The 22427-nt window shown below is 61.7% G+C and carries 19 protein-coding genes; 13 read left to right on the forward strand and 6 right to left on the reverse strand.

Annotated elements, in window-relative coordinates; all coding sequences use genetic code 11:
- Window positions 1-48: 48 nt before the first annotated feature.
- The 8 genes from tkt (at window position 49) to D4A92_RS00800 (ending at window position 11350) form a co-directional block, all read left to right on the forward strand.
- Window positions 49-2031: a transketolase gene (gene tkt / locus D4A92_RS00765; RefSeq protein ID WP_203017457.1), complete on the forward strand. Its 1983-nt coding sequence runs from the start codon at window positions 49-51 to the stop codon at window positions 2029-2031.
- Between the two features lie 75 nt (window positions 2032-2106).
- Entirely contained in the window at window positions 2107-3117 is a 1011-nt protein-coding gene (gene gap / locus D4A92_RS00770) for a type I glyceraldehyde-3-phosphate dehydrogenase (RefSeq protein WP_203017458.1), read from the forward strand.
- A gap of 249 nt (window positions 3118-3366) precedes the next feature.
- Window positions 3367-5025 carry a BCCT family transporter gene (locus D4A92_RS00775; RefSeq protein ID WP_203017459.1) on the forward strand — a complete coding sequence of 553 codons (1659 nt, stop codon included), beginning with the start codon at window positions 3367-3369 and terminating at the stop codon, window positions 5023-5025.
- A 212-nt stretch (window positions 5026-5237) separates the two neighbouring features.
- Window positions 5238-7067 carry a potassium/proton antiporter gene (locus tag D4A92_RS00780; protein ID WP_203017460.1) on the forward strand — a complete coding sequence of 610 codons (1830 nt, stop codon included), beginning with the start codon at window positions 5238-5240 and terminating at the stop codon, window positions 7065-7067.
- A gap of 84 nt (window positions 7068-7151) precedes the next feature.
- Complete coding sequence (locus D4A92_RS00785) at window positions 7152-8351, forward strand: phosphoglycerate kinase (protein ID WP_203017461.1); 1200 nt, start codon at window positions 7152-7154, stop codon at window positions 8349-8351.
- A gap of 428 nt (window positions 8352-8779) precedes the next feature.
- On the forward strand, window positions 8780-9694 hold the full coding sequence (locus tag D4A92_RS00790) for a fructose bisphosphate aldolase (RefSeq protein WP_203017462.1): 915 nt from the start codon (window positions 8780-8782) through the stop codon (window positions 9692-9694).
- A gap of 125 nt (window positions 9695-9819) precedes the next feature.
- On the forward strand, window positions 9820-10743 hold the full coding sequence (locus tag D4A92_RS00795; protein ID WP_203017463.1) for a PhzF family phenazine biosynthesis protein: 924 nt from the start codon (window positions 9820-9822) through the stop codon (window positions 10741-10743).
- Window positions 10744-10906: 163 nt separating this feature from the next.
- Complete coding sequence (locus D4A92_RS00800) at window positions 10907-11350, forward strand: PACE efflux transporter (RefSeq protein WP_203017464.1); 444 nt, start codon at window positions 10907-10909, stop codon at window positions 11348-11350.
- 6 nt (window positions 11351-11356) lie between these two features.
- Here the strand turns inward: D4A92_RS00800 and D4A92_RS00805 are convergent, their stop codons facing one another.
- The gene (locus D4A92_RS00805) at window positions 11357-11512 is read right to left on the reverse strand and encodes a hypothetical protein (protein WP_006726853.1); all 156 of its coding nucleotides are present in this window, start codon (window positions 11510-11512) and stop codon (window positions 11357-11359) included.
- Window positions 11513-11719: 207 nt separating this feature from the next.
- Here D4A92_RS00805 and D4A92_RS00810 point away from each other — a divergent pair, with 207 nt between their 5' ends.
- The 4 genes from D4A92_RS00810 to D4A92_RS00825 all read left to right on the forward strand — a co-directional run bounded on the left by D4A92_RS00810 (window position 11720) and on the right by D4A92_RS00825 (window position 15288).
- Complete coding sequence (locus D4A92_RS00810) at window positions 11720-13015, forward strand: MFS transporter (RefSeq protein WP_203017466.1); 1296 nt, start codon at window positions 11720-11722, stop codon at window positions 13013-13015.
- On the forward strand, window positions 13012-13206 hold the full coding sequence (locus D4A92_RS00815) for a DUF1192 domain-containing protein (RefSeq protein ID WP_203017467.1): 195 nt from the start codon (window positions 13012-13014) through the stop codon (window positions 13204-13206). Before D4A92_RS00810 ends, D4A92_RS00815 begins: the two co-directional genes overlap by 4 nt.
- A 360-nt stretch (window positions 13207-13566) precedes the next feature.
- Complete coding sequence (locus tag D4A92_RS00820) at window positions 13567-14085, forward strand: DUF1465 family protein (RefSeq protein ID WP_054148260.1); 519 nt, start codon at window positions 13567-13569, stop codon at window positions 14083-14085.
- Window positions 14086-14226: 141 nt separating this feature from the next.
- A complete protein-coding gene (locus D4A92_RS00825; RefSeq protein ID WP_203017468.1) occupies window positions 14227-15288 on the forward strand; it encodes a patatin-like phospholipase family protein in 1062 nt (353 codons plus the stop codon).
- Window positions 15289-15367: 79 nt separating this feature from the next.
- Here the strand turns inward: D4A92_RS00825 and rpmE are convergent, their stop codons facing one another.
- Complete coding sequence (gene rpmE / locus D4A92_RS00830; RefSeq protein WP_006726858.1) at window positions 15368-15589, reverse strand: 50S ribosomal protein L31; 222 nt, start codon at window positions 15587-15589, stop codon at window positions 15368-15370.
- A 188-nt stretch (window positions 15590-15777) separates the two neighbouring features.
- On the opposite strand from rpmE, the gene D4A92_RS00835 reads away from it, so the two are divergent.
- Window positions 15778-17580 (forward strand): ABC transporter transmembrane domain-containing protein, encoded by a 1803-nt coding sequence (locus D4A92_RS00835; protein WP_203017469.1) that lies wholly within the window; start codon window positions 15778-15780, stop codon window positions 17578-17580.
- A 12-nt stretch (window positions 17581-17592) separates the two neighbouring features.
- Here the strand turns inward: D4A92_RS00835 and D4A92_RS00840 are convergent, their stop codons facing one another.
- The 4 genes from D4A92_RS00840 to D4A92_RS00855 all read right to left on the reverse strand — a co-directional run bounded on the left by D4A92_RS00840 (window position 17593) and on the right by D4A92_RS00855 (window position 22291).
- Window positions 17593-19239 (reverse strand): FAD-binding dehydrogenase, encoded by a 1647-nt coding sequence (locus tag D4A92_RS00840; protein ID WP_203017470.1) that lies wholly within the window; start codon window positions 19237-19239, stop codon window positions 17593-17595.
- 88 nt (window positions 19240-19327) lie between these two features.
- Window positions 19328-20359: a peptidoglycan -binding protein gene (locus D4A92_RS00845; protein WP_203017471.1), complete on the reverse strand. Its 1032-nt coding sequence runs from the start codon at window positions 20357-20359 to the stop codon at window positions 19328-19330.
- Window positions 20360-21391: a flagellar motor protein MotA gene (locus tag D4A92_RS00850; RefSeq protein ID WP_203017472.1), complete on the reverse strand. Its 1032-nt coding sequence runs from the start codon at window positions 21389-21391 to the stop codon at window positions 20360-20362.
- A 99-nt stretch (window positions 21392-21490) separates the two neighbouring features.
- Window positions 21491-22291: an inositol monophosphatase family protein gene (locus D4A92_RS00855; protein ID WP_203017473.1), complete on the reverse strand. Its 801-nt coding sequence runs from the start codon at window positions 22289-22291 to the stop codon at window positions 21491-21493.
- Window positions 22292-22427: the final 136 nt, after the last annotated feature.

The following is a 22427-nucleotide window of genomic DNA, read 5'->3' on the forward strand; positions in this document are numbered from 1 at the left end:
CCGTCTCGGCGAGCCGTGTCTCGAAGCCCCGGAACAAGCGGAAAAGCCATGATTTCTCCCGAAAAACATCAACGGATGGCCAATGCGATCCGTTTCCTCGCCATGGATGCAGTGGAAAAGGCCAATTCCGGCCATCCGGGCATGCCCATGGGCTGCGCCGATGTCGCGACCGTTCTTTTCACCCGCTACCTGAGCTTCGACCCGAAGAACCCGCTCTGGCCTGACCGCGATCGTTTCGTGCTGTCGGCCGGCCATGGCTCGATGCTGATCTACTCGCTCCTCTATTTGACCGGCTATGAGGACATGACGATCGAGGACATCAAGTCCTTCCGTCAGCTCGGCGCCAAGACCGCCGGCCACCCGGAATACGGCCACGCCTCGGGCATCGAGACCACAACCGGTCCGCTCGGTCAGGGCATCGCCACGGCCGTTGGCATGGCACTCGCCGAAAAGAAGCTCGCAGACGAGTTCGGCTCGGAGCTGCAGGACCATTACACCTACGTGCTCGCAGGCGACGGCTGCCTGATGGAAGGCATCAGCCAGGAAGCGATCACGCTGGCTGGCCACCTGAAGCTCAACAAGCTGATCGTCTTCTGGGACGACAACGGCATCTCGATCGACGGCGCGATTTCGCTGGCCGACTCGACCGACCAGCACGCCCGCTTCCGCTCGGCCGGCTGGAACACCATCGCGATCGACGGCCATGATCCGGAAGCGATCGCCGCTGCCATCGAAACCGCCAAGGCCTCCGACAAGCCGACCATGATCGCCGCCAAGACCGTCATCGGCTTCGGCGCTCCGAACAAGGCCGGCACGCACAAGGTCCACGGCTCGCCGCTCGGCGCCGATGAGATTGCCGCGACCCGCAAGGCGCTTGGCTGGGAAGACGAAGCCTTCTCGATCCCCGCCGACGTGCTCGACGCCTGGCGTCTGGCTGGCCTGCGCTCGACCAAGACCCGCAAGGACTGGGAAGCCCGCCTGGCTGCCGCCGACGCCGAGAAGCGCGCCGAATTCAACCGCCGCTTCGCTGGCGAACTGCCCGGCACGCTCGCCGGCGCCGTCGACGCCTACAAGAAGAAGCTCGCTGAAACCAAGCCGACGGTTGCAACCCGCAAGGCTTCGGAAGATGCGCTTGAAGTCATCAACGGTGTCGTCACCGAAACGCTCGGCGGCTCTGCCGACCTGACCGGCTCGAACAACACTAAGACCAGCCAGACCAAGTCGATCACGCCGACCGACTTCTCGGGCCGTTACATCCACTACGGCATCCGCGAGCACGGCATGGCCGCTGCCATGAACGGCATCGCCCTGCATGGCGGTCTGATCCCCTATTCCGGCGGCTTCCTGATCTTCTCGGACTATTGCCGCCCGTCGATCCGCCTCGCTGCCCTCATGGGCATCCGCGTCATCCACGTGCTGACCCATGACTCTATCGGTCTTGGCGAAGACGGCCCGACCCACCAGCCGGTCGAGCACATGGCAGCGCTCCGCGCTATCCCGAACCTTCTGATGTTCCGCCCGGCTGATGCCACGGAAACGGTGGAATGCTGGCAGGTAGCGCTCGAAACCAAGGATCGTCCATCCGGCATCGCCCTGACGCGTCAGAACCTGATCCCGGCCCGCACCGAGTATGAGGAGCGCAATCTTTGTGCTCAGGGTGCTTACGAGCTGATTTCGGCCAGCGACGCGAAGGTCTCGATCTTCGCCTCCGGTTCGGAAGTCGAGATCGCGATCAAGGCCCAGCAGCAGTTGGAAGCCAAGGGCATTCCGGCTCGCGTCGTCTCCGTTCCCTGCTTCGAGCTCTTCTTCGAGCAGGACGCCGACTACCAGGAAGCGATCATCGGCCATGCGCAGGTCAACATCGCCGTCGAAGCCGGCATCCGCCAGGGCTGGGACACCATCATCGGTTCCACCGGCACCTTCATCGGCATGAAGTCCTTCGGCGCCTCCGGCCCGGCCAAGGAACTCTACAAGCACTTCGGAATCACGGCTGACGCAGTTGTCGCCGCGGCTGAAGAGAAGCTTGCCTGACACAATCCCGCCAGGGCGTCCCCCAAGGCGCCCTGACATTGCCCAAGAGCTCAATATTCAATCGGGAGTGCACCAATGACTGTGAAAGTTGCCATCAACGGCTTCGGCCGTATCGGACGTAACGTTCTCCGCGCCATCGTCGAATCCGGCCGCACCGACATCGAAGTCGTCGCCATCAACGATCTCGGCCCGGTCGAGACGAACGCGCATCTGCTGCGTTACGACTCGATCCACGGTAAGTTCCCAGCCACGGTAAAGGTCGATGGCGACACGATCATCATCGACGGCGGCAAGCCGATCAAGGTCACCGCGATCAAGGATCCGGCAACCCTTCCGCACAAGGAACTCGGCGTCGACATCGCCATGGAATGCACGGGCATCTTCACCTCGCGTGACAAGGCTGCCCTCCACCTCCAGGCTGGCGCCAAGCGCGTTATCGTCTCGGCACCGGCCGATGGCGCCGACCTGACGGTCGTCTTTGGCGTCAACCACGACCAGCTGACCAAGGACCACCTGGTCATCTCCAACGCATCCTGCACGACGAACTGCCTCGTTCCGGTCGTCAAGACGCTGGATGACGCCGTCGGCATCGACCACGGCTTCATGACCACGATCCACTCCTACACGGGTGACCAGCCGACGCTCGACACGATGCACAAGGATCTCTACCGCGCTCGCGCGGCAGCGCTCTCCATGATCCCGACCTCGACCGGTGCTGCCAAGGCCGTTGGCCTGGTCCTGCCGCACCTCAAGGGCCGTCTCGACGGCACCTCGATCCGCGTGCCGACCCCGAACGTCTCGGTCGTCGACTTCAAGTTCGTCGCCAAGAAGAACACAACGGCTCAGGAAATCAACGACGCCATCATTGCCGCCTCGAACGGCGCGCTGAAGGGCATCCTCGGCTACACCGACGAGCCGCTGGTTTCCCGCGACTTCAACCACGACAGCCACTCGTCGATCTTCGCGCTCGACCAGACCAAGGTTCTCGAAGGCAACTTCGTGCGCATCCTGACCTGGTACGACAACGAGTGGGGCTTCTCCAACCGCATGTCGGATACGGCAGTGGCACTGGCCAAGCTCATCTGATCTCACTCAACTGATCTCGCATGAAGGCGGGCCAGCGATGGCCCGCCTTTTTTTTATTTCGGGCAGCCAACCACAGGCAGAAAAAAATCGTTCCCCACGGGAACAATAAGCCGCCTCGTCTGTTGCCCCTACGAATTGTGGCGCAAATGCGGCCACCCTTGTGGTCGCTTCACCACATTCCGGCGCCAGAACCTGCGCCTTCTTCCAGGGCTGCTCAGCCCCTGATGACATCGAAAGGATACCGGACCATTGGCTCTCACAACGACCGATCCCCAAACAGCCGTCGCCGAAGATGCGATACCGGCGCCCGAAGGGCGGACCGAAATCATCGACACTGATTATGAGATCGGTCAGGACAACATCAACTTCCGCCGCCGTTTCGTCTTCGAGCTCGACATCCACAATGTCGTCTTCAGCATCTCGGCCCTGTCAATCGTACTCTTTACCTTCCTGACGCTGGCCTTCCAGACCACGCTCGAACCCGCATTCACGGGGCTCAGAAACTTCCTGACGAGCAATCTCGACTGGTTCTTCCTGCTGACCGGCAATGTCTTCGTGCTCGTCTGCATCGGCCTCATCCTCTCACCGCTCGGGCGCATCCGTCTTGGCGGACCGCAAGCAACACCTGATTACGGCAATCTCGCCTGGTTCTCGATGCTCTTTGCCGCCGGCATGGGCATTGGCCTGATGTTCTACGGCGTCTCCGAGCCCATGGGGCATTTCACGGCTGCACTTGGTGGACCGGTCTTCGAAGACGGTGTTCGCACGGACTGGGCACCGCTGAATGGCGCCGTTGGCGATCCTGAAGCTGCACGCCGGCTTGCCATGGCAGCGACGATCTTCCACTGGGGCCTCCATCCCTGGGCGATCTACGCGATCGTCGCGCTTTCGCTCGCACTCTTCTCCTTCAACAAGGGCTTGCCGCTTACCTTGCGTTCGATCTTCTACCCGATCTTCGGCGAGCGCGTCTGGGGCTGGCCGGGCCATGTGATCGACATTCTCGCGGTCTTCGCCACCATCTTCGGTCTGTCCACCTCGCTCGGTATCGGTGCACAGCAGGCAAGTGCAGGCCTGGAGTTCCTCTTCGGCATTCCCTCGACCGAAACCACGATGATCCTCCTGGTGCTGGCCATCACCTGCATTGCCATCGCGTCGGTGGTTGCCGGCATGGACAAGGGCGTGAAACTGCTGTCGGAGGTCAACCTCGGTCTTGCGGCTCTGCTGCTGCTCTTCGTCATCGCTGTTGGCCCAACCATGCAGATCATCCAGGGCTTCTTCCTGAACCTGAAGGCCTATGCGACCTATCTGCCGGCCCTGGCCAATCCCTTCGGTCGTGAAGACACCAACTTCTCGCAGGGCTGGACGGCCTTCTACTGGGCCTGGTGGATCAGCTGGTCGCCGTTTGTCGGCATGTTTATCGCCCGTGTCAGCCGTGGTCGCACGGTTCGCGGCCTCCTGACCGCAGTGCTGCTCATTCCCTCGCTCGTCTCCATCCTCTGGATGACGGCGCTTGGCGGCACGGCGATCAGCCAGTTCGTCAACGACGGCCTGACCAGCGTCCAAGATGCAGCTCTTGAACTGCAGCTTTTCGAGATGCTTGCCCACTTGCCGATCACAGCGGTCACCTCGTTTGTCGGCATCGTGCTTGTGATCGTTTTCTTCGTGACCTCGTCCGACTCCGGTTCGCTGGTCATCGACACGATCTCGGCCGGCGGCAAGGTCAATGCACCGGTCCCGCAGCGCGTCTTCTGGGCGAGCTTTGAAGGTCTGGTGGCTGTGGCCCTGCTTCTCGGCGGGGGGCTGGTCGCGCTCCAGGCCATGGCGGTCTCGACCGGCCTGCCCTTCGCGATCGTCTTGCTTGGTGCAAGCTATGCGTTGATCAAGGGGCTCCTGTCAGAACCCCGATAAAACTTCGCTAAGGCGGATTTAAATATTTAAATCCGCCCTAATATCATCATGATCCCATTCCATTTTTCCCGAGCCGTCCGGCAAATCTGAGTTTCATGAAATTGTCAGCCTGCAGGCATGTCGCTCGCCCAGACGCAATTGGTCTGTCAGCCGCCATGCCTGTCGCAGAGCTGGATCTCGGGGATTGGCAACAGGGTTAGAGGGGAAGAGGATTGAGTGAGTTCTATGCGGTCACGCTGGTTGCGACAGCCCTGGTGTTCCTGGCCGCTTTCTCAAGCCTCATTGCCTTCCGCTTCGGCGCTCCCCTCCTTCTGCTCTTCCTGACGATCGGCCTTGGTGCCGGCATCGATGGTCTCGGCATCGAGTTCTCCAACTTTCCGCTTGCCTATGTCATCGGCTCGCTTGCTCTGGCGGTCGTCCTTTTCGATTCCGGTTTTGGCACCTCGCTCCAGTCCTTCCGGCTTTCGGCCGGCCCCGCCCTCACTCTGGCGACACTCGGCGTGCTGCTGACCACCATTCTCGTCGGGGTCGCCGCGCATTTTCTGTTCGGCCTCACCTATCTCGAAGGCATGTTGCTCGGCGCGATCCTGGGCTCGACCGACGCCGCAGCCGTGTTCTTCCTCCTCCGTATTGGCGGCATCAACATCCGCGACAGGGTTCGTTCCTCTCTGGAAGTCGAATCCGGCACCAACGACCCGATGGCAATCTTCCTCACCATCGCGCTCGTCGAACTGATTACGACCGGCAGCGGCTCCGATGGCCTGTCGCTAGAATTGCTCAGGCTCTTCATCGAACAGATGGGCATAGGCCTGATCCTTGGCCTCCTCGGTGGCGCTTCGATCGCCTTCATCTTGCGCAAGCTGCAGATCGAGCAGGGGCTCGCGCCGATTTTCATGTTGGCGATGGCGCTGATGATTTTCGCCTTCACCGGCCTGATCGGCGGTAGCGGTTTCCTCGCCGTCTATGTGGCTGGCATCTACGCAGGCTCTCGGAAATTGCCTTCAACGGTCTCGATCAAGCGCTTCCAGGACGGCATGACCTGGCTTGCCCAGATCATCATGTTCTTGGTCCTCGGACTGCTGGCGACCCCGTCGCAGTTTCCGGAAATCCTGCTGCCGGCAGTTCTGCTCGCTCTTTTCCTGGTCTTCATCGCCCGACCGATCGCCGTCTGGCTCTGCCTCTTGCCCTTCGACTTCACCCAGCGCGAAACCGGCTTCATCGCATGGGTGGGCTTGCGCGGCGCCGTCTCGATCCTGCTCGGCATCGTGCCCGTCGTCGGAGCGATGGAAAACGGCCAGACCTTCTTCAACACGGCCTTCATCGTCGTCATGATCTCGCTCGTGCTTCAGGGCTGGACCATCAAGCCGCTTGCCAAACGCCTCGGCCTGATCATTCCGCCGCGCATCGGCGCGATCGACAAGGTCGAACTCGACCTGCCGGGGACGGCCAATCATGAACTGCTGGCCTATCGTGTGGTCGCTGGCAGCCCCGTGTTGGGAGGCGAGCGTATACCGCGCTGGGCCATGCCGTCGCTCGTCATTCGGGACGGCAAGTCGATGCGCTATCAATATGCCGGACGACTGCGCGAGAATGATCAGGTCTATCTCTTCATCGCCCCGACCTATTCGAAACTCCTCGACCGCCTGTTTGCAACCGAGGCACCCGTCGCAGAGGACGATGGCGAATTCTTTGGCACCTTTGCCATTTCGCCCTCCACCCATGTGCGCGACCTAGACGAGGCCTATGGGCCTCTGTCGATCACGGACAGTGAACGCGGCAAGACGGTTGCCGAGATGATCACCCAGCGTCTCGGCGGTCGCGCCGATTATGCCGACCGCGTCCGCCTCGGCACCATCGTGCTCATCGTCCGCGACATCGACGAACTTGGTCACATTGCCAAGGTCGGCGTTTCCATGGAGCCTGTGGAGCCGGCGACCACCTGGCCGATCTTTCTCAACCTGCGTGAACTCGCCCACGCGACCCGCGACTACCTGCGCCAGAAGCGGGCTGCGGCAAGAGGCGATGTCGGCGGCGAAAAATGACGCTGCTCGCCTTGCACCGTCACGCGAGCGGTGTAAGGTCCGGCCCGTCAGCCCAGTTCAACAGCATTCAAGACGGGTAATTCCATGCCGGCTTTCAAGACACTCGACGATCTCACCGACATCGCAGGCAAGCGTGTGCTTGTCCGCGTCGACCTCAACGTACCCGTCACCGACGGCAAGGTTTCCGACACGACGCGCATCGAGCGTGTGGCGCCGACGATCCTCGAACTGTCTGAGAAGGGTGCCAAGGTCATCCTGCTGGCGCATTTCGGCCGCCCCAAGGGTGAACCGGTGGCCGACCAGTCGCTGTCGCTGATTGCCCCGGCCGTCGAGGAAGTCCTCGACCAGCGCGTCGCCTTCGCCTCCGACTGCATCGGCGCCCCGGCAGCAGATGCCATCGCCAAGATGGAAAATGGCGACATCCTGCTTCTCGAAAACACCCGCTTCCACAAGGGCGAAGAGAAGAACGAACCCGGCTTTACGGCTGAGCTCGCCAAGAACGGCGACCTCTACGTCAACGACGCCTTCTCGGCAGCGCACCGCGCCCATGCCTCGACCGAAGGCCTCGCACACCACCTGCCTGCCTATGCCGGTCGCACCATGCAGGCCGAACTCGAAGCCCTCGAAAAGGGCCTCGGACAGCCGACGCGCCCCGTCGTTGCCATTGTCGGCGGCGCCAAGGTTTCGACCAAGATCGACCTCCTGTCCAACCTCGTGACCAAGGTCGACGCGCTCGTCATCGGCGGCGGCATGGCCAACACCTTTATCGCCGCCCAGGGCATCAATGTCGGCAAGTCGCTCTGCGAGCACGACCTTGCAGACACCGCCCGCTCGATCATGGAAACAGCAAAGACCGCCGGCTGCGCCATCGTGCTTCCGGTGGACGGCGTCGTTGCGCGCGAATTCAAGGCGAACGCCGCCAATGAAACCGTCGACATAAACGCCATCCCTGCCGATGCCATGATGCTCGATGTCGGCCCGAAATCCGTCGAGCTGATCAATGGCTGGATCGGCAAGGCCGCGACCCTGGTCTGGAACGGCCCGCTCGGCGCCTTCGAGATCGCCCCTTTCGACAAGGCGACGGTTTCAGCAGCCCTGCATGCCGCTGAACAGACAAGAGCCGGCAAGCTCGTATCCGTCGCTGGCGGCGGCGACACGGTCTCGGCGCTCAACCATGCCGAAGTCGCGGACGACTTCTCCTATGTCTCGACCGCCGGCGGCGCCTTCCTGGAATGGATGGAAGGCAAGGAACTGCCAGGCGTTGCTGTCCTGACCAAAGGCTGAGCGATACCGACCTTAAAGCCCGATACCTCCAATGAACCGCGTGCCTCCTGGGCGCGCGGTTTTTTCGTACCGTAATTTGGCCGTCGAGGGAGACGTGTTACCATCCTCGTGAGGGAACCTCAGGCACAGTCAACGGGTTCGGATCTTTAAAGGGCTATTGGGAGGAAGGCGCTGGAAGGACCGCGAAGCTAACTTCGTTTGAAACACATTTAAAAATCTTTGAATTTTCAAACGATTGAAATGATTTCAATCGTTTCAATAGGTTAGCGCACCATTTTCCCGTCGCGGAAGTTCTGTTATCGCCGGAGACACGAAGGTCGGAATGACCTGAAAGCGGTCGAAGAGTAACCGGGGCGGCCGCGTGGTCCGTCTACGACTATAAGAATTGTCCGGCGCGTTGCGCGCCATGATCGGGATAGGAGTGAGTTATGGTGGACGCAAAGATGTTGAACAAGATCACCTCGGCGCCCGGCTTCATCGCCGCGCTGGACCAGAGTGGGGGTTCGACACCCGGCGCCCTGCGCCTCTACGGCGTCGCCGAAACCGATTACAGCGGTGATGACGAAATGTATCGCCTGATCCACGCCATGCGCGTGCGCATCATGAAGGCACCGGCCTTCTCCGGCGACAAGGTCATCGGCGCGATCCTCTTCGAGCGCACCATGGACGGCGATGTCGACGGCGAGCCCGTCCCCTCCTTCCTTTGGGAAAAGCGTGGCGTCGTGCCCTTTCTCAAGATCGACAAGGGACTGCGTGACGAAGAGTACGGCGTTCAGCTGATGAAGCCCATGCCCGACCTCGACGCGCTCCTGATCCGCGGCCGCGAGAAGGGCATCTTCGGCACAAAGATGCGCTCGGTCATCGCCCATGCCGACAAGGCCGGCATCGCAGCCGTGGTCAAACAGCAGTTCGAAGTCGCGCGCCAGATCATCGGCCAGGGTCTCGTCCCGATCGTCGAACCGGAAGTTTCGATCAAGAGCCCGAGCAAGGCCGAGGCCGAGACCATCCTTCGCGAAGAGATCGCCGCCGAGCTCAACAAGCTGCCCTCCGGCGACAAGGTCATGCTGAAGCTGACCATTCCGACAGTCGCCGATTTCTACGCGCCTCTCGTTTCGCATCCCTCCGTCGTTCGGGTCGTCGCACTCTCCGGAGGCTACAGCACGGCCGACGCCTGTGAAAAGCTGAGCCAGAACCACGGGATGATCGCAAGCTTCTCGCGTGCGCTGGCCGAGAAGCTGCGCGTCTCGATGAGCGACGCCGAATTCAATGCGAGCATCGCCGCAACCATCGACCAGATCTATGCCGCAAGCGTCAACAAGGTCGGCGCGATCGCCGCCGAATAGACGGCGTTCACGGCCTCCGGTTGATCCGCGGCCGCACGCGAAATCTTGTCATCAGGACACGAAAGCCCGGCCATGTGCCGGGCTTCTTGCGTTATCAGGATGCGCTAGAATCCTCTGGAGCCATCATGCCGTCCCCTTCCCGCAGCATTCCCTTCGTCACCCTCGACGTTTTCACCGATACGCGCTTCTGCGGCAATCCGCTTGCCGTGATCACCGACGCCCGGGGCTTGAGCGATAAGGAGATGCAGGAAATCGCGGCCGAGTTCGGCTATTCCGAGACGACATTTGTGCTGCCGCCTCAGGATCCAGGCAATACCGCAGAAGTCCGCATCTTCACACCGGTCACGGAAGTGCCCTTTGCCGGACATCCCAATGTCGGCACAGCCCATGCGCTGGCCATCGAGGGCAACGTCTTCGGCAAGCCTGTCGGAGATCGCCTTCGCTTCGAGGAGAAGGCAGGGCTCGTCGAGGTGAGCGTGAACCGTGACGCAGACGGCATGGTGACGGCAACAACCATCCGGGCACCCGGCCCCCTGACAACAGGCGCATCGATTGCACCCGAGATCATGGCACCCTGCATCGCCCTTGCGCCGGAGGACATTGTCACCAGCCGGCATCAACCGACATTCGCCTCCGTCGGCCTGAAGTTCATCCTGGTCGAGGTGGCAAACCTCGACGCGCTGGCAAGGGCTGCGTCTCGCCTGGAGCCGCTGACGGCCCTGAGGCAGATGCATGCCGGCGAAGATTGCGACTGCGCCACCTTCCTCTACACCTGGGTCGGGCCGGACCATCTGCGTGCGCGCATGTTTGCACCGTTCGACAATGTACCCGAAGACCCGGCGACCGGCAGCGCATCCGCAGCCCTCGGCGCCTTTCTGACGACGCTCGCACAGGCACCGGAAGAGCGGTACCTTCTCGTGGAACAGGGCGTGGAGATGGGGCGCCGCAGCCTGATCAGGCTTGCCGTACGGACAAGCAACGGCGCCTTCGACCATGTCGAGATCACCGGAAGCTCGGTCCTTGTCATGCGGGGTCAACTGGCGCTCTAGTTTCCCGCACGCCCGCGCACTCCCCGGATCCCGGCCGAAAACTTCGACGAGCGTACCTTGCCGCCTCCGTTCCACATGACTATATCAGTGCCCGAGGACGACCTCCCCACAATGGGCCTGATTGACTGCGGGACGACCCGCCTGTTTTCCCGGAGGGAAGAACATGCGGAAGACCGCAGATCGTATTCGTCACGCAATAAGCTTTGAACTCATCGGACTGGCCCTGATCGTGCCGCTGGGCACCCTGGCCTTCTCGATGCCAGCGAAGGACATCGGCGTTGTCGGCGTCGTGGGCGCGACCCTCGCGACCTTCTGGAACTATATCTACAATCTCGGATTCGACCACCTTCTGCGCCGCCTTACCGGCACGACGCTGAAGACGGTGCCTGTGCGTGTCCTTCACGCCGTCCTCTTCGAGGCCGGCCTGCTGATGATCCTGATGCCGTTCATCGCCTGGTATCTGCAGATCAGCCTCTGGCAGGCCTTCGTCATGGACGTCGCCTTTGCCCTTTTCTACCTGGTCTATGCCTTCGTCTTCAATTGGGCCTATGACCGCGTCTTCCCCTTGCCCGAGTGGAAGACGGAGAAGGCAGCAGCACCTCAGTAAGAGATCTCAGGGTCGAATCAGAAGCGTAACCGACCAGGTGACGAAGGCGACGATGGCGAGTTTCCAGAAATCGCTGCGTCGCCTCAGGCCCGGAAGGCCAAGCGGCTTGATGATCTGCACGATCATGGCGAGGATCAGGAAGGCGGATATGGCCTTGGTCATTGAATTTCCCTGTGGAGCCCGGACGGGATGCCGCGCCGACGGCTCTTGATGCGGCGGGACAGCCACACCGCTGTCACTTTTGCCCGCCAGAACTTGATCCTGCAAGCACCAAGGTCGCATTCAGACAACGGTAGGAAGATCCTTCTATTGTGATTCTGCCGTGCTCCTCCGATTCGGGCGCCCTCCACACCAATCGACAAGAATGCCATGAGACGTAATCTTCTGCCGGTAATGGCCCTGCTTCTGGGCACGCTCTTCCTCTTCCTCGGAAACGGCCTGCATGGTCTGCTCCTGCCCGTGCGTGGGGCAGCCGAAGGCTATTCCAACGAAGTCCTCGGCCTGCTCGGAACCACCTGGGCTGCCGGCTTCGTGCTCGGCTGCTTCGTGGCACCCAAGCTGGTCGTGCGGGTCGGCCACGTCCGGGCCTTCTCGACCTTCGTTGCCCTTATTCTGGTGAACGCGCTCCTGACCGGCATCGTTGTCGATGCGACCTGGTGGGTCGCGCTGCGCGTCATCACAGGTTTCTGCACCGCAGGCACGTCGATGATCATCGAGAGCTGGCTGAACGAGCGCGCGACCAATGAGAGCCGCGGCATGATTTTCTCGTTCTACATCTCGATCACGCTGATCGGTGTGGTAGCGGGACAGATGCTGGTCGGTGCCTTTGACCCGGCAACGACCATTCTCTTCATGATCTGCGGCATCGTCTACGGTTTCGCCATCATGCCGACCTTGATGTCGACCGCTGCCACGCCGCAGCCGCTTCGGTCGATCAAGCTTGACTTGCCACTGCTCTACCGCAACTCACCCGTTTCCTTCGTCGGCATCCTCATGATCGGCATCGCCAATGGCGCCTATGGCACGCTCGGAGCTGTTTTCGGATCGCGTGTCGGTCTCGACCCGTCCACCATCGCGCTGCTCCTGTCGGTCACGATCTTCCTCGGCGCCATCATGCAGTTTCCGGCCGGCAAGCTCTCCGATCGCATCGATCGCCGCTACGTCCTGGCAGCACTCTCGGCGCTCGCGGCCTTCGCCGCCCTCGCCATGGTCGCAATCACGCCGTCTGACCCGCTCTGGATCTTCATCTTCGTCGGCATCTACGGCGCGGCGGCCAATGCGCTCTATCCGATCGCCGTCGCCCATGCCAACGACTTCGCCAAACCCGACGAGTTCGTGAAGGTCTCCGGCGGTCTGCTGCTGCTCTTCGGCATCGGCACGATCATCGGACCGACGCTCGGCGGCCCGGTCATGACGGCGGCCGGCCCCTATGCACTCTTTGCAGTGACCGCATTTGCGCACCTGCTGATCTCGGGCTACGCGATCTATCGCAGCCGGACACGTGCCGCGATCCCGGCCGAGGATCGTGAGAACGTACCGAACCTGCCGATCTCGGCATCGCCGATGAGCAGCACGCCGGAAGGCCTGAGCCTCGATCCGCGTGCAGCCCCCTTGCCGGAGCAGGATGAGTTGGACGACACTCCGGAAATGGAGGCACGCACATGATCATCGATGAAGAAGCACGCAAGCGCAGCACTGGCCACGAGCTTGGCTGCGAGCTCTCGGCCATATCGGCTGACGAACTGCGCCACCGCATTTCGCTTCTGGAAGCCGAGATTGATCGAATCAGGGCGGAGATCGACCGCAAGGAAGCTGGCAGGAAAGCCGCAGACAGCCTGTTTGGACCGAGGTCTTAGCCGTCAATATTCGGTGAGACGCCCGTGATGTCTTGAAACGATCTGAATCTCATCTTGGCGTTTACCGTTTATTAAGCCATTTCAGGGAAACTACAGTCACCCCGATCTTCGGGCTCAGCTGGTTCGTTTCATGGAAACTCCTTCTGATTTCTCCCTGTTTTACCTTGAGAGCCGCATCTGCGGCTCTTTTTTTGCCCAAAACGGCAAAGGTTTCACGAAAGTGTGGGAATTAACCCTTCCTTAAGTTTCGCCTTGCGGATTTGGGCTATTGGTAGCATCGTAGCCTCACAAAATGCGGCAGGAACAAGTTTGTAGCGCTGTCGTTACATGCCTAAGTGATGCGTTTACAGGGAAACATCCATGTCTGAACTCGGTATGAATACGGTTAGCTTTGCCGGTCGTGTGGCAGCGTCCAGCCAGTTCAAGGCGACCTATGCCGAGGGCATGGGCCTTGTTGAAGAAACCGCCGCCTATCTCGATGGCCCGGGTCGCGCAGCCGCAAAGGTATTGCCCCGCCAGGCCTCCGTTCTCTACGCGGCGGAATCGATGCGCCTGACCACGCGCCTGATGCAGATGGCCTCCTGGCTCCTTCTGCAGCGCGCCGTGAACAATGGCGAGATGAGCCGCGATCAGGTTCTCTCCGAAAAGAGCAAGGTGCGTCTCGACGGCTTCAACGTCGATCGCGCAGCACCAGGCTGGAACGACCTGCCGGAAGCCTTCCGCGATCTCGTCGAGCGCTCGCTGCGCCTTCAGAACCGCATCGCCCTGCTCGACCGCGAAATCTATCGTCCGGCCAGCGAAGAAGAATTCCAGCCGGACAACGAAAACAGCGTTCAGGCACAGCTTAACCTGCTGCGCACCGCTTTCAACGCAGGCTGATCACGCCTCAAGCACGACCTCGACCCGGCCAGCGAAAGCTGCGCCGGGTCTTTTCACGCTTGAACAAGCTCGATTGCAAAAATTCACATTTACAACTTTAAATATTGTGCGACACTCTTCTGAACAGGGGGAGTTGAGCACATGGCAAGGTTCATTCTTTCGATCGATGGCGGCGGCATCAGGGGAACAATCCCGGCCGCTGTCCTGACCGTCCTTAAGGATAAGCTCGAGAAGCGGGACAAGCGTCTGCCACTGCATCGCTATTTCCATCTGATCGCCGGGACATCGACGGGTGCGATCATAGCAGCGGGGCTGACCTGTCCGAAGCCGGGGAAACCCGCTGAGCCGGCCGCCGACCCCTGGACACTGCTCGATCTCTACAAGCGCAAGGGCGCGGAAATCTTCAACATCGGCCTCTTCCGCAAGATCGCCAATTTCGGCGGATTGTTCGAGGAACGCTACGATGCCGCACCGCTCGAAAAGATCCTGCGGCAGATGCTTGGGGAGAAAAGCGAGATCAAGGACGCACTCGGGAAGGTTCTGATCACCGCCTATGACATCCATGCGCGGCGTGCGGTCTTCATGACCAATGCTGACAAGGATCACGAGCGCTTCCTCTTCTGGCAGGCCGTGCGTGGCTCGTCGGCCGCACCGACCTATTTCGAGCCGGCCATGGTCGAGGACCTTGCTGGTCAAAGTCATGGACAGATCCCGGCCATCCCGCTGATTGATGGCGGCGTCTTCGCCAACGATCCAGCCATGGCCGCCTATGTCGAGGGCTGCAAGCTCGGCTGGCGTGACAATGACCTCGTCATCCTGTCGCTGGGAACGGGATCGGCCAACCGCAAGATCCCCTACCAGCAGGCCAAGAGCTGGGGCGCGGGTGGCTGGATCAACCCGGCCAACGACACGCCGCTGATTTCCGTGCTGATGCAGGGACAGTCGAGCACGACATCCTACCAGTTGAACAAGCTGTTGAACGTCGACCCGCCCCGCTTCTCCGATGGTGCGACGGTGGTCACGACAGCCAACCGGAAGACGCTCAACTATTTTCGGCTGGATGCACCGCTCGTCGGCGTGAATGACGCGCTCGACGACGCGACGCCCGAGAACATTTCGAAGCTGGAGCGCTTCGGCCTGACACTCGCTGAAAAACACGATCTAGCACTCGAAGAGATCGCCGATCGACTCGCAGCCATTTAACTGCCCCGACGGAAGCAGGCGCAAATGCAAAAAGCCCGGCACAACGGCCGGGCTTTTTGTATCATATCGTTCGAAACGATCAGAGGCCGAGGCCGCCGAAGCGCTTGTTGAACTTCGAAACGCGACCACCGCGGTCCAGCAGCTGCTGGTTGCCACCGGTCCAGGCCGGGTGCGAGGTCGGGTCGATTTCGAGGTTCATGACGGCGCCTTCCGAACCCCAGGTCGAACGGGTCTCGTATTCGGTGCCGTCGGTCATGACGACCTTGATGACGTGGTAGTCTGGATGGATGTCAGCCTTCATCGCTCTATTCCTGCTGTGCCGTGGGGTCCAAATGCCGCAATTGCCTCGGCAGGACCTATTCAATAGATGAAGCCGCAGTCCGTCTGGGCTACGGCTTCCCAATTCGATGCCGTGCCTATACATGAAGGACGCAGGGATAACAAGTGCCATGGCGCGAAAGCACCTGGGCACTGAAGGAGCATGACAGAGTGACCTTGGAAGCCGACACAACAGACAAGAAACGACGCTCTCTGAAGCCTCTGACCAGCCTCTTTCCTTACCTCAAGCGCTACAGGGGTCTCGTTGCCGGCGCGTTGATCTTCCTCTGCCTCGCAGCCGCGACGACGCTGGCGCTGCCGATCGCCATCCGGCGCATGCTGGACCACGGTTTCCAGGCCGCCGACAGCGAATTTATCAACGCATACTTCGCCATGATGATTGTCATGGCGCTCGTTCTCGCCGTCGCCAGCGCCCTTCGTTATTACTACGTCATCACCATCGGCGAGCGCGTGGTGGCGGATCTGCGCCGCGACGTCTTCGCCCATGTGACGAAACTGTCGCCCTCCTTCTTCGACATCAACCAGTCCGGCGAGATCGTCTCGCGTTTGACTGCGGACACGACTCAGCTGAAGTCGGCCGTCGGCGCCACCGCATCGCTGGCGCTCCGCAACACCATTCTCTGTCTCGGCGCCGTCGTCATGATGATCGCAACAAGCCCGAAGCTCTCGATCATGGTGCTTGCGGCGATTCCCGTCATCGTCTTCCCGCTGGTCGGTTTCGGGCGCTCGGTCCGTCAGCGCTCGCGTGCCGCCCAGGACACGCTCGCGGAAGCCTCGTCCTATGCCGGCGAAGTCATTGGCGCCGCCCGCACCCTCCAGGCCTTCAACGCCGAGGAAGCCGCACGCACACGCTACTCGTCCTCCGTCGAAAGCGCCTATGAAGCGGCACGTTCCGCCATCCGCTCGCGTTCTCTCCTGACCGGCGTTGCCATCGCCTTGGTCTTCGGCAGTGTCGTCGGCGTCCTCTGGTACGGCGCACAAAGCGTGCTTGCAGGCACCATGAGCGGCGGCACGCTCGGGCAGTTTCTTCTCTACTCGCTGATTGCTGCCGGTTCACTCGGTACGCTTTCGGAGGTCTGGGGCGAACTTTCTCAAGCAGCCGGTGCAGCAGAACGCCTGCATGAGCTTCTCGCCGAGCACCCGGCCATCGCGGCACCGGCCGTGGCCAAGACGCTCCCCGAACCCGCCCAGGGCAGTGTCCGCTTCGAGGACGTGCACTTCAGCTATCCTTCGGCGAAGACCAAATCCGCCCTCAACGGTCTTTCCTTCTCGGTTGCCCATGGCGAGACGGTCGCGATCGTCGGCCCCTCCGGCGCGGGCAAGAGCACGATCTTTTCGCTGATCCTGCGCTTCTATGATCCGCTATCCGGCACCATCCGGCTGGATGGCATCGACATTCGCGAAGCCGATCCCGAGGCCGTACGCGCCCGGATCGCAATCGTCCCGCAGGACACCACGATCTTCGCCTCGTCGATCCACGACAACATCGCCTTCGGCACGCCGAACGCCTGTCGCGGCATGGTCGAAGTTGCAGCGGAAGCGGCCCAGGCGAGTGAGTTCATCGGTCGCCTCGAGAACGGCTTCGATACGATCGTCGGCGAACGGGGCGTGACCTTGTCGGGCGGCCAGCGCCAGCGCATCGCGATTGCCCGTGCCCTGCTGCGCGACGCCCCTCTCCTGCTGCTCGATGAAGCAACGTCCGCCCTCGACGCCGAAAGCGAGACGCTCGTGCAGAAGGCACTCGACGGCCTGATGCGCGACCGCACCACCATCGTCATCGCTCACCGGCTCGCAACGGTCCTGAAGGCCGACCGCATTCTCGTGCTCGACGATGGCCGCATCGTGGAGGAAGGCACACATCAGAGCCTCATCCAGCAGGGCGGCCTCTACGCCAAGCTCGCGCGTCTGCAGTTCGAGACCGGTGGCCGCGACTTCACTGCGGCCGCGCAGTAAGAGCAGCGGGCTTTATCGCCGGACGCTTCTTCCCGCCACGCGGCCGGAGAACAGGCAGCCGCCGAGGAATGTCCCCTCGAGCGCATTGTAGCCGTGCATGCCGCCACCGCCGAAACCGGACACTTCCCCGGCGGCGTAGAGCCCCGGCACCGGCTTGTTCTCGCGGTTCAGCACGCGCCCCTCAAGATCCGTGTGCAAGCCGCCCAGCGTCTTGCGGGTCAGGATGTGCAGGCGCACACCGATCAGCGGACCGGCCGCCGGATCGAGCAGCCGGTGCGGCTTTGCCGTCCGCATCAGCTTGTCGCCGAGATAATTGCGGGCGCCACGGATCGCAGTCACCTGCGCGTCCTTGGAGAAGCTGTTTTCCATCTCCCGGTCACGCGCTTCGATCTGCGCGCGCAGATGGTGGACGCCAAGCCGATACTCTCCGGAAAGCTCGTTCATCCCCGCAACGAGATCTTCGAGATTGTCGCGCACGACAAAATCCTCGCCCTTGTCCATGAAGGCCTGGACCGGGCCCGGCGGGTTCTTGCCGAGACGCTTCGCCAGCAGCGACAAGTTCTTGTCCGTCAAATCGGGATTTTGCTCCGAACCGGACAGTGCGAATTCCTTCTTGATGATCGCCTTGTTCAGGATGAACCAGGAATATTCATGCCCGCGCGACCGGATTTCCTTGAGAGTGCCGAGCGTATCGAAGCCAGGCATGGCCGGCGCTGGGAAGCGGTTGCCGTCTGCATCGCACCAGAAGGAGGATGGCCCCGGAAGGATGCGGATACCATGGTTCGGCCAGATCGGATCCCAGTTCTTCAGGCCCTCCGTATAGTGCCACATACGGTCGCCATTGATGATCTCGCCGCCGACAGCCTGGGTGATCGACAGCATGCGGCCATCGACATGGACAGGTACGCCCGCGACCATGGCTTTCGGCGGCGGCCCTAGGCGATCCAGCGGCCAGCTCTTGCGAACGAGATCGTGATTGCCACCGATGCCGCCCGAAGCCACGATGACAGCGCCGGCCTCGACCTCGAATTCTCCGACGACGTTGCGGGAACTCGATCCGCCGCGCGGCGTCGCATCACCGGCCAGAAGAACGCCGGTGGCACCCGTCACCGCTCCGTTCGTCACGGTCAGGCGGTCGACCTGATGCCGGAACAGGAAGGTGAGCTTGCCCTCTTCCGATGCCGCCTTGGCGCGACGCACGAAGGGCGCAAGCACGCCGGGGCCTGTGCCCCAGGTGACGTGGAAACGCGGAACCGAGTTGCCATGTCCATCGGCATGACCGCCGCCGCGCTCGGCCCATCCCACCACAGGAAACCAGCTGACACCCTGGGCTTTCAGCCAGCTACGCTTCTCGCCGGCGGCAAATTGCAGATAGGCCTCTGCCCACTGGCGAGGCCAGAAATCTTCCGTGCGGTCGAAGGCGGCGGATCCGAACCAGTCCTGCCTTGCCAGCTCCAGACTGTCACGAATACGCATCCGCCGCTGTTCGGGACTGTCGACAAAGAACAGCCCGCCCAGCGACCAGAAAGCCTGCCCTCCGAGGTTCTGCTCGCCTTCCTGATCGATCACCCCGACCTTCAGACCGCGATCGGCAGCCTCGGTTGCGGCGACGAGACCGGCCAGCCCTCCCCCGATGACGAGTACATCGAATTCCCGCATGCCTTCCTCCCGACAAGCTTTTTCTTACTTTTACGCGCACGTAAGCAAGGTCGCAAGTTGTCTGGCACACAAACAATTGCTGGTGGGATCAGCGCTCGGTCAGTTTGAGTTCAATGCGGCGGTTCTGTGCCAGGGTCTCGGGCGTATCGCCCTCCGCAATCGGTTGGAATTCACCGAAACCGGCAGCGACCAGCCGATTGGCAGGCACACCTCTGGAGATCAAGTATTTGACCACCGATGTCGCACGCGCGGACGAGAGTTCCCAGTTGTCGCGATACCGGCCTGTGCCTGTGAGCGGCGATGCGTCGGTGTGACCGTCGACCCGGAGCACCCAGTTGATTTCCTCTGGAATTTCCTGGGCGAGTTCGAGAATGGCAGCAGCGAGCTTGTCCATTTCGCCTTGCCCGGCCGCATCGAGATCGGCGCCACCGACGGGGAAGAGCACTTCCGACTGGAAGACGAAGCGGTCGCCGACGATCCGGATATTCTCGCGGTCGGAGAGGATTTCGCGCAGCCGTCCGAAGAAGTCCGAGCGATAGCGGTTGAGTTCCTGAACACGCTGGGCAAGCGCCACATTGAGGCGACGGCCGAGATCGGCAATGCGCGCCTGGGAGGCCTGATCCTTGGCTTCGGAGGCCTGGAGCGCACCTTCGATGGCGGCGATCTGCGCGCGAAGCGCGGCGATCTGCTGATTCAAGAGCTCGATCTGGCTCATGGCCCGTGCGCTGACCTGCCTTTCGGCATCGAGTTCATCGGTCAGCCGGCCAACCTTCTGATTGGCGACATCTGCCGAGCCTGCACCGCTGTCGAGCAATTGCTGCAGCCGGGTGCGCTCACTTTCAGACGAGGAGAGAGAGGATTGCAGCGATGCCAGTGTATCCTGGAGATCCTGGTTGCCGCTCTTCTCCAGTGCCAGCAATTGTGTGAGTTCGGCGATCTGGCTGTTGAGCCGGTTCAGCACCTCGTCCCTGCCCGAGATCTCCCGACCCAGAATGAACTGGGCAATGACGAAGACGGTGAGCAGAAACATGATGGCGAGCAGGAGCGTCGACAGGGCATCGACAAAGCCCGGCCAGTAGTCGACACCGCGCTCGCGGCGGCGGTTGCGCCCGAGCGCCATTTACTTCGCCCCGCCGATCTTGTCATTCAACCGGTCCAGCGTCTTGCGCATGGCGCGCGCGTCTTCCTGCTGGGCTTCGATCCAGTCGCGCAGCATCTGCTGCTCGTTGCGCATGTTCTTGACCAGCCCCTGGATCCCCTCGGCGAGACCCGCAATGGCCGCGACCGAGCGATCATTGCCCTCGCGACTGGCGAGTTTCTGGATTTCCTCGACCAGCAGGCGGATATCGTCACTCGCAACAGCGCCGTTTGAAGCGGAGGCGACAGGACGCTCCGAATCGAGATCGGTGACGGAGGACAGCCAGTTTTCGAGTTCGGTATAGAACCTGTTCTGCGCGCGACCAGCCTGGAGATCGAGGAAGCCAAGGATCAGCGAACCGGAAAGACCGAGCAGCGACGAGGAGAAGGCCGTGCCCATGCCAGCGAGCGGCGCCGTAAGCCCTGCCTTCAGCGACTGAAGGATGTCGTTGCCGTCGCCCGACGCAGGATCGAGCGAACCGATGACCTCGTTGATCGAGCCGATTGTGCCGAGCAGTCCCCAGAACGTTCCCAGAAGACCGAGAAAGACGAGCAGACCGATCAGATAGCGGGTGGTGTCGCGCGACTCGTCTAGCCGTGTGCCGATCGAATCGAGAATGGAGCGCAGCGCGGCCGTCGAAATCGCCATCGACCGGCGACCACCGATCAGCGCCCGCATCGGCGCCAGCAGCTTAGGGTCGCGGCCGACCAGCATGGCATTGTCGCCAGCCGCGCGGAAGGAATTGAACCAGCGCACTTCCGGTCGAAGCGCCAAAACCTGGGCAAAGACGAGGATGATGCCGACGACGAGAACGCCGAGGATCAGGCCGTTCAGGCCGGGATTGGTGATGAAGGCGGCATGCGCCTGCCGATAGAGGATTGCCGCGATGAAACACACGATGATCAGGAAGATCACCATCGTCGTGAAGAAGGGCATCGGGCTGGAGAGCTTCTGGCCGTATGCTCCCGGACGGGTCTCACCCACCTCGAGATCCTCCAACTTCACTTTCGCCATGGTACGCTCAACCTCCGGGGAATCTTGGACCGGAGGCTAGTGCAAAATTGAGACGAATTGAAGCCGCGGACTTTGGGAAAATTTTCCCTAAGGCCGAAATCAGGCCTGCGGCACCGGACGGTTCACGACCTCTTCGAGAGCCTTGCGGATATATTCGTTGCCGGCAAGCACCGTGCCGTTCTCGAACATGTCCTGGCCGCCCTTCATGTCAGAGACGAAGCCACCGGCCTCCTTGATCAGGAGAATGCCGGCCGCGATGTCCCAGGCATTGAGCTGCGCCTCCCAGAAGCCGTCGAGACGACCGGCCGCGACATAGGCAAGATCGAGGGCTGCAGCGCCCATGCGGCGCACGCCGGAGACTTCGCCCATGACATGGCGCAGTTCGATGAGAAACTTGCCGTGCTGGCCGCGGCCGAGATGCGGCACACCGCAGCCGACGACGCAATCGGACAGCACCTTGCGGGCGCCGACGCGAATACGGCGATCGTTGAGGAAGGCGCCGCCACCCTTTTCCGTCGTGTAAAGTTCGTCGGTCGCCGGATTAAAGATGACGCCCGCGACGATCTCGCCATTGCGCTCGAGCGCGATCGACACCGCGAACTGCGGAATGCCGTGCAGGAAGTTGGTGGTGCCGTCGAGCGGATCGACGATCCAGCGATGCGCGCCGTCGGTGCCCTTGATCTCTTCGCCTTCCTCGCCGAGGAAGCCATAGGTCGGGCGGGCCTTGAGCAGCTCTTCACGCACGATCTTCTCGGCGCGGAAATCGGCCTGCGAGACGAAATCGCCGGGGCCCTTTACCGAGACCTGCAGGTTCTGCACTTCGCCGAAATCGCGCGACAGCGACTTGCCGGCCTTGAGTGCAGACTGGACCATGACATTGAGAAGGGCGGAGCGGGCCATAGATCGAATTCCTTGAAACTGGGAGGCGCCGGAAGGCGGCAACGGGCAAGCGCGCGTCGGCGGCGGTGTTTGGCCGGTTCAAGACCACAAATGCCGCCGGAATTCAAGGGGCTTGGCCCTTTCGGCCCATGCACGC

This window comes from Rhizobium rosettiformans (genome assembly GCF_016806065.1).
Lineage (GTDB): Bacteria > Pseudomonadota > Alphaproteobacteria > Rhizobiales > Rhizobiaceae > Allorhizobium.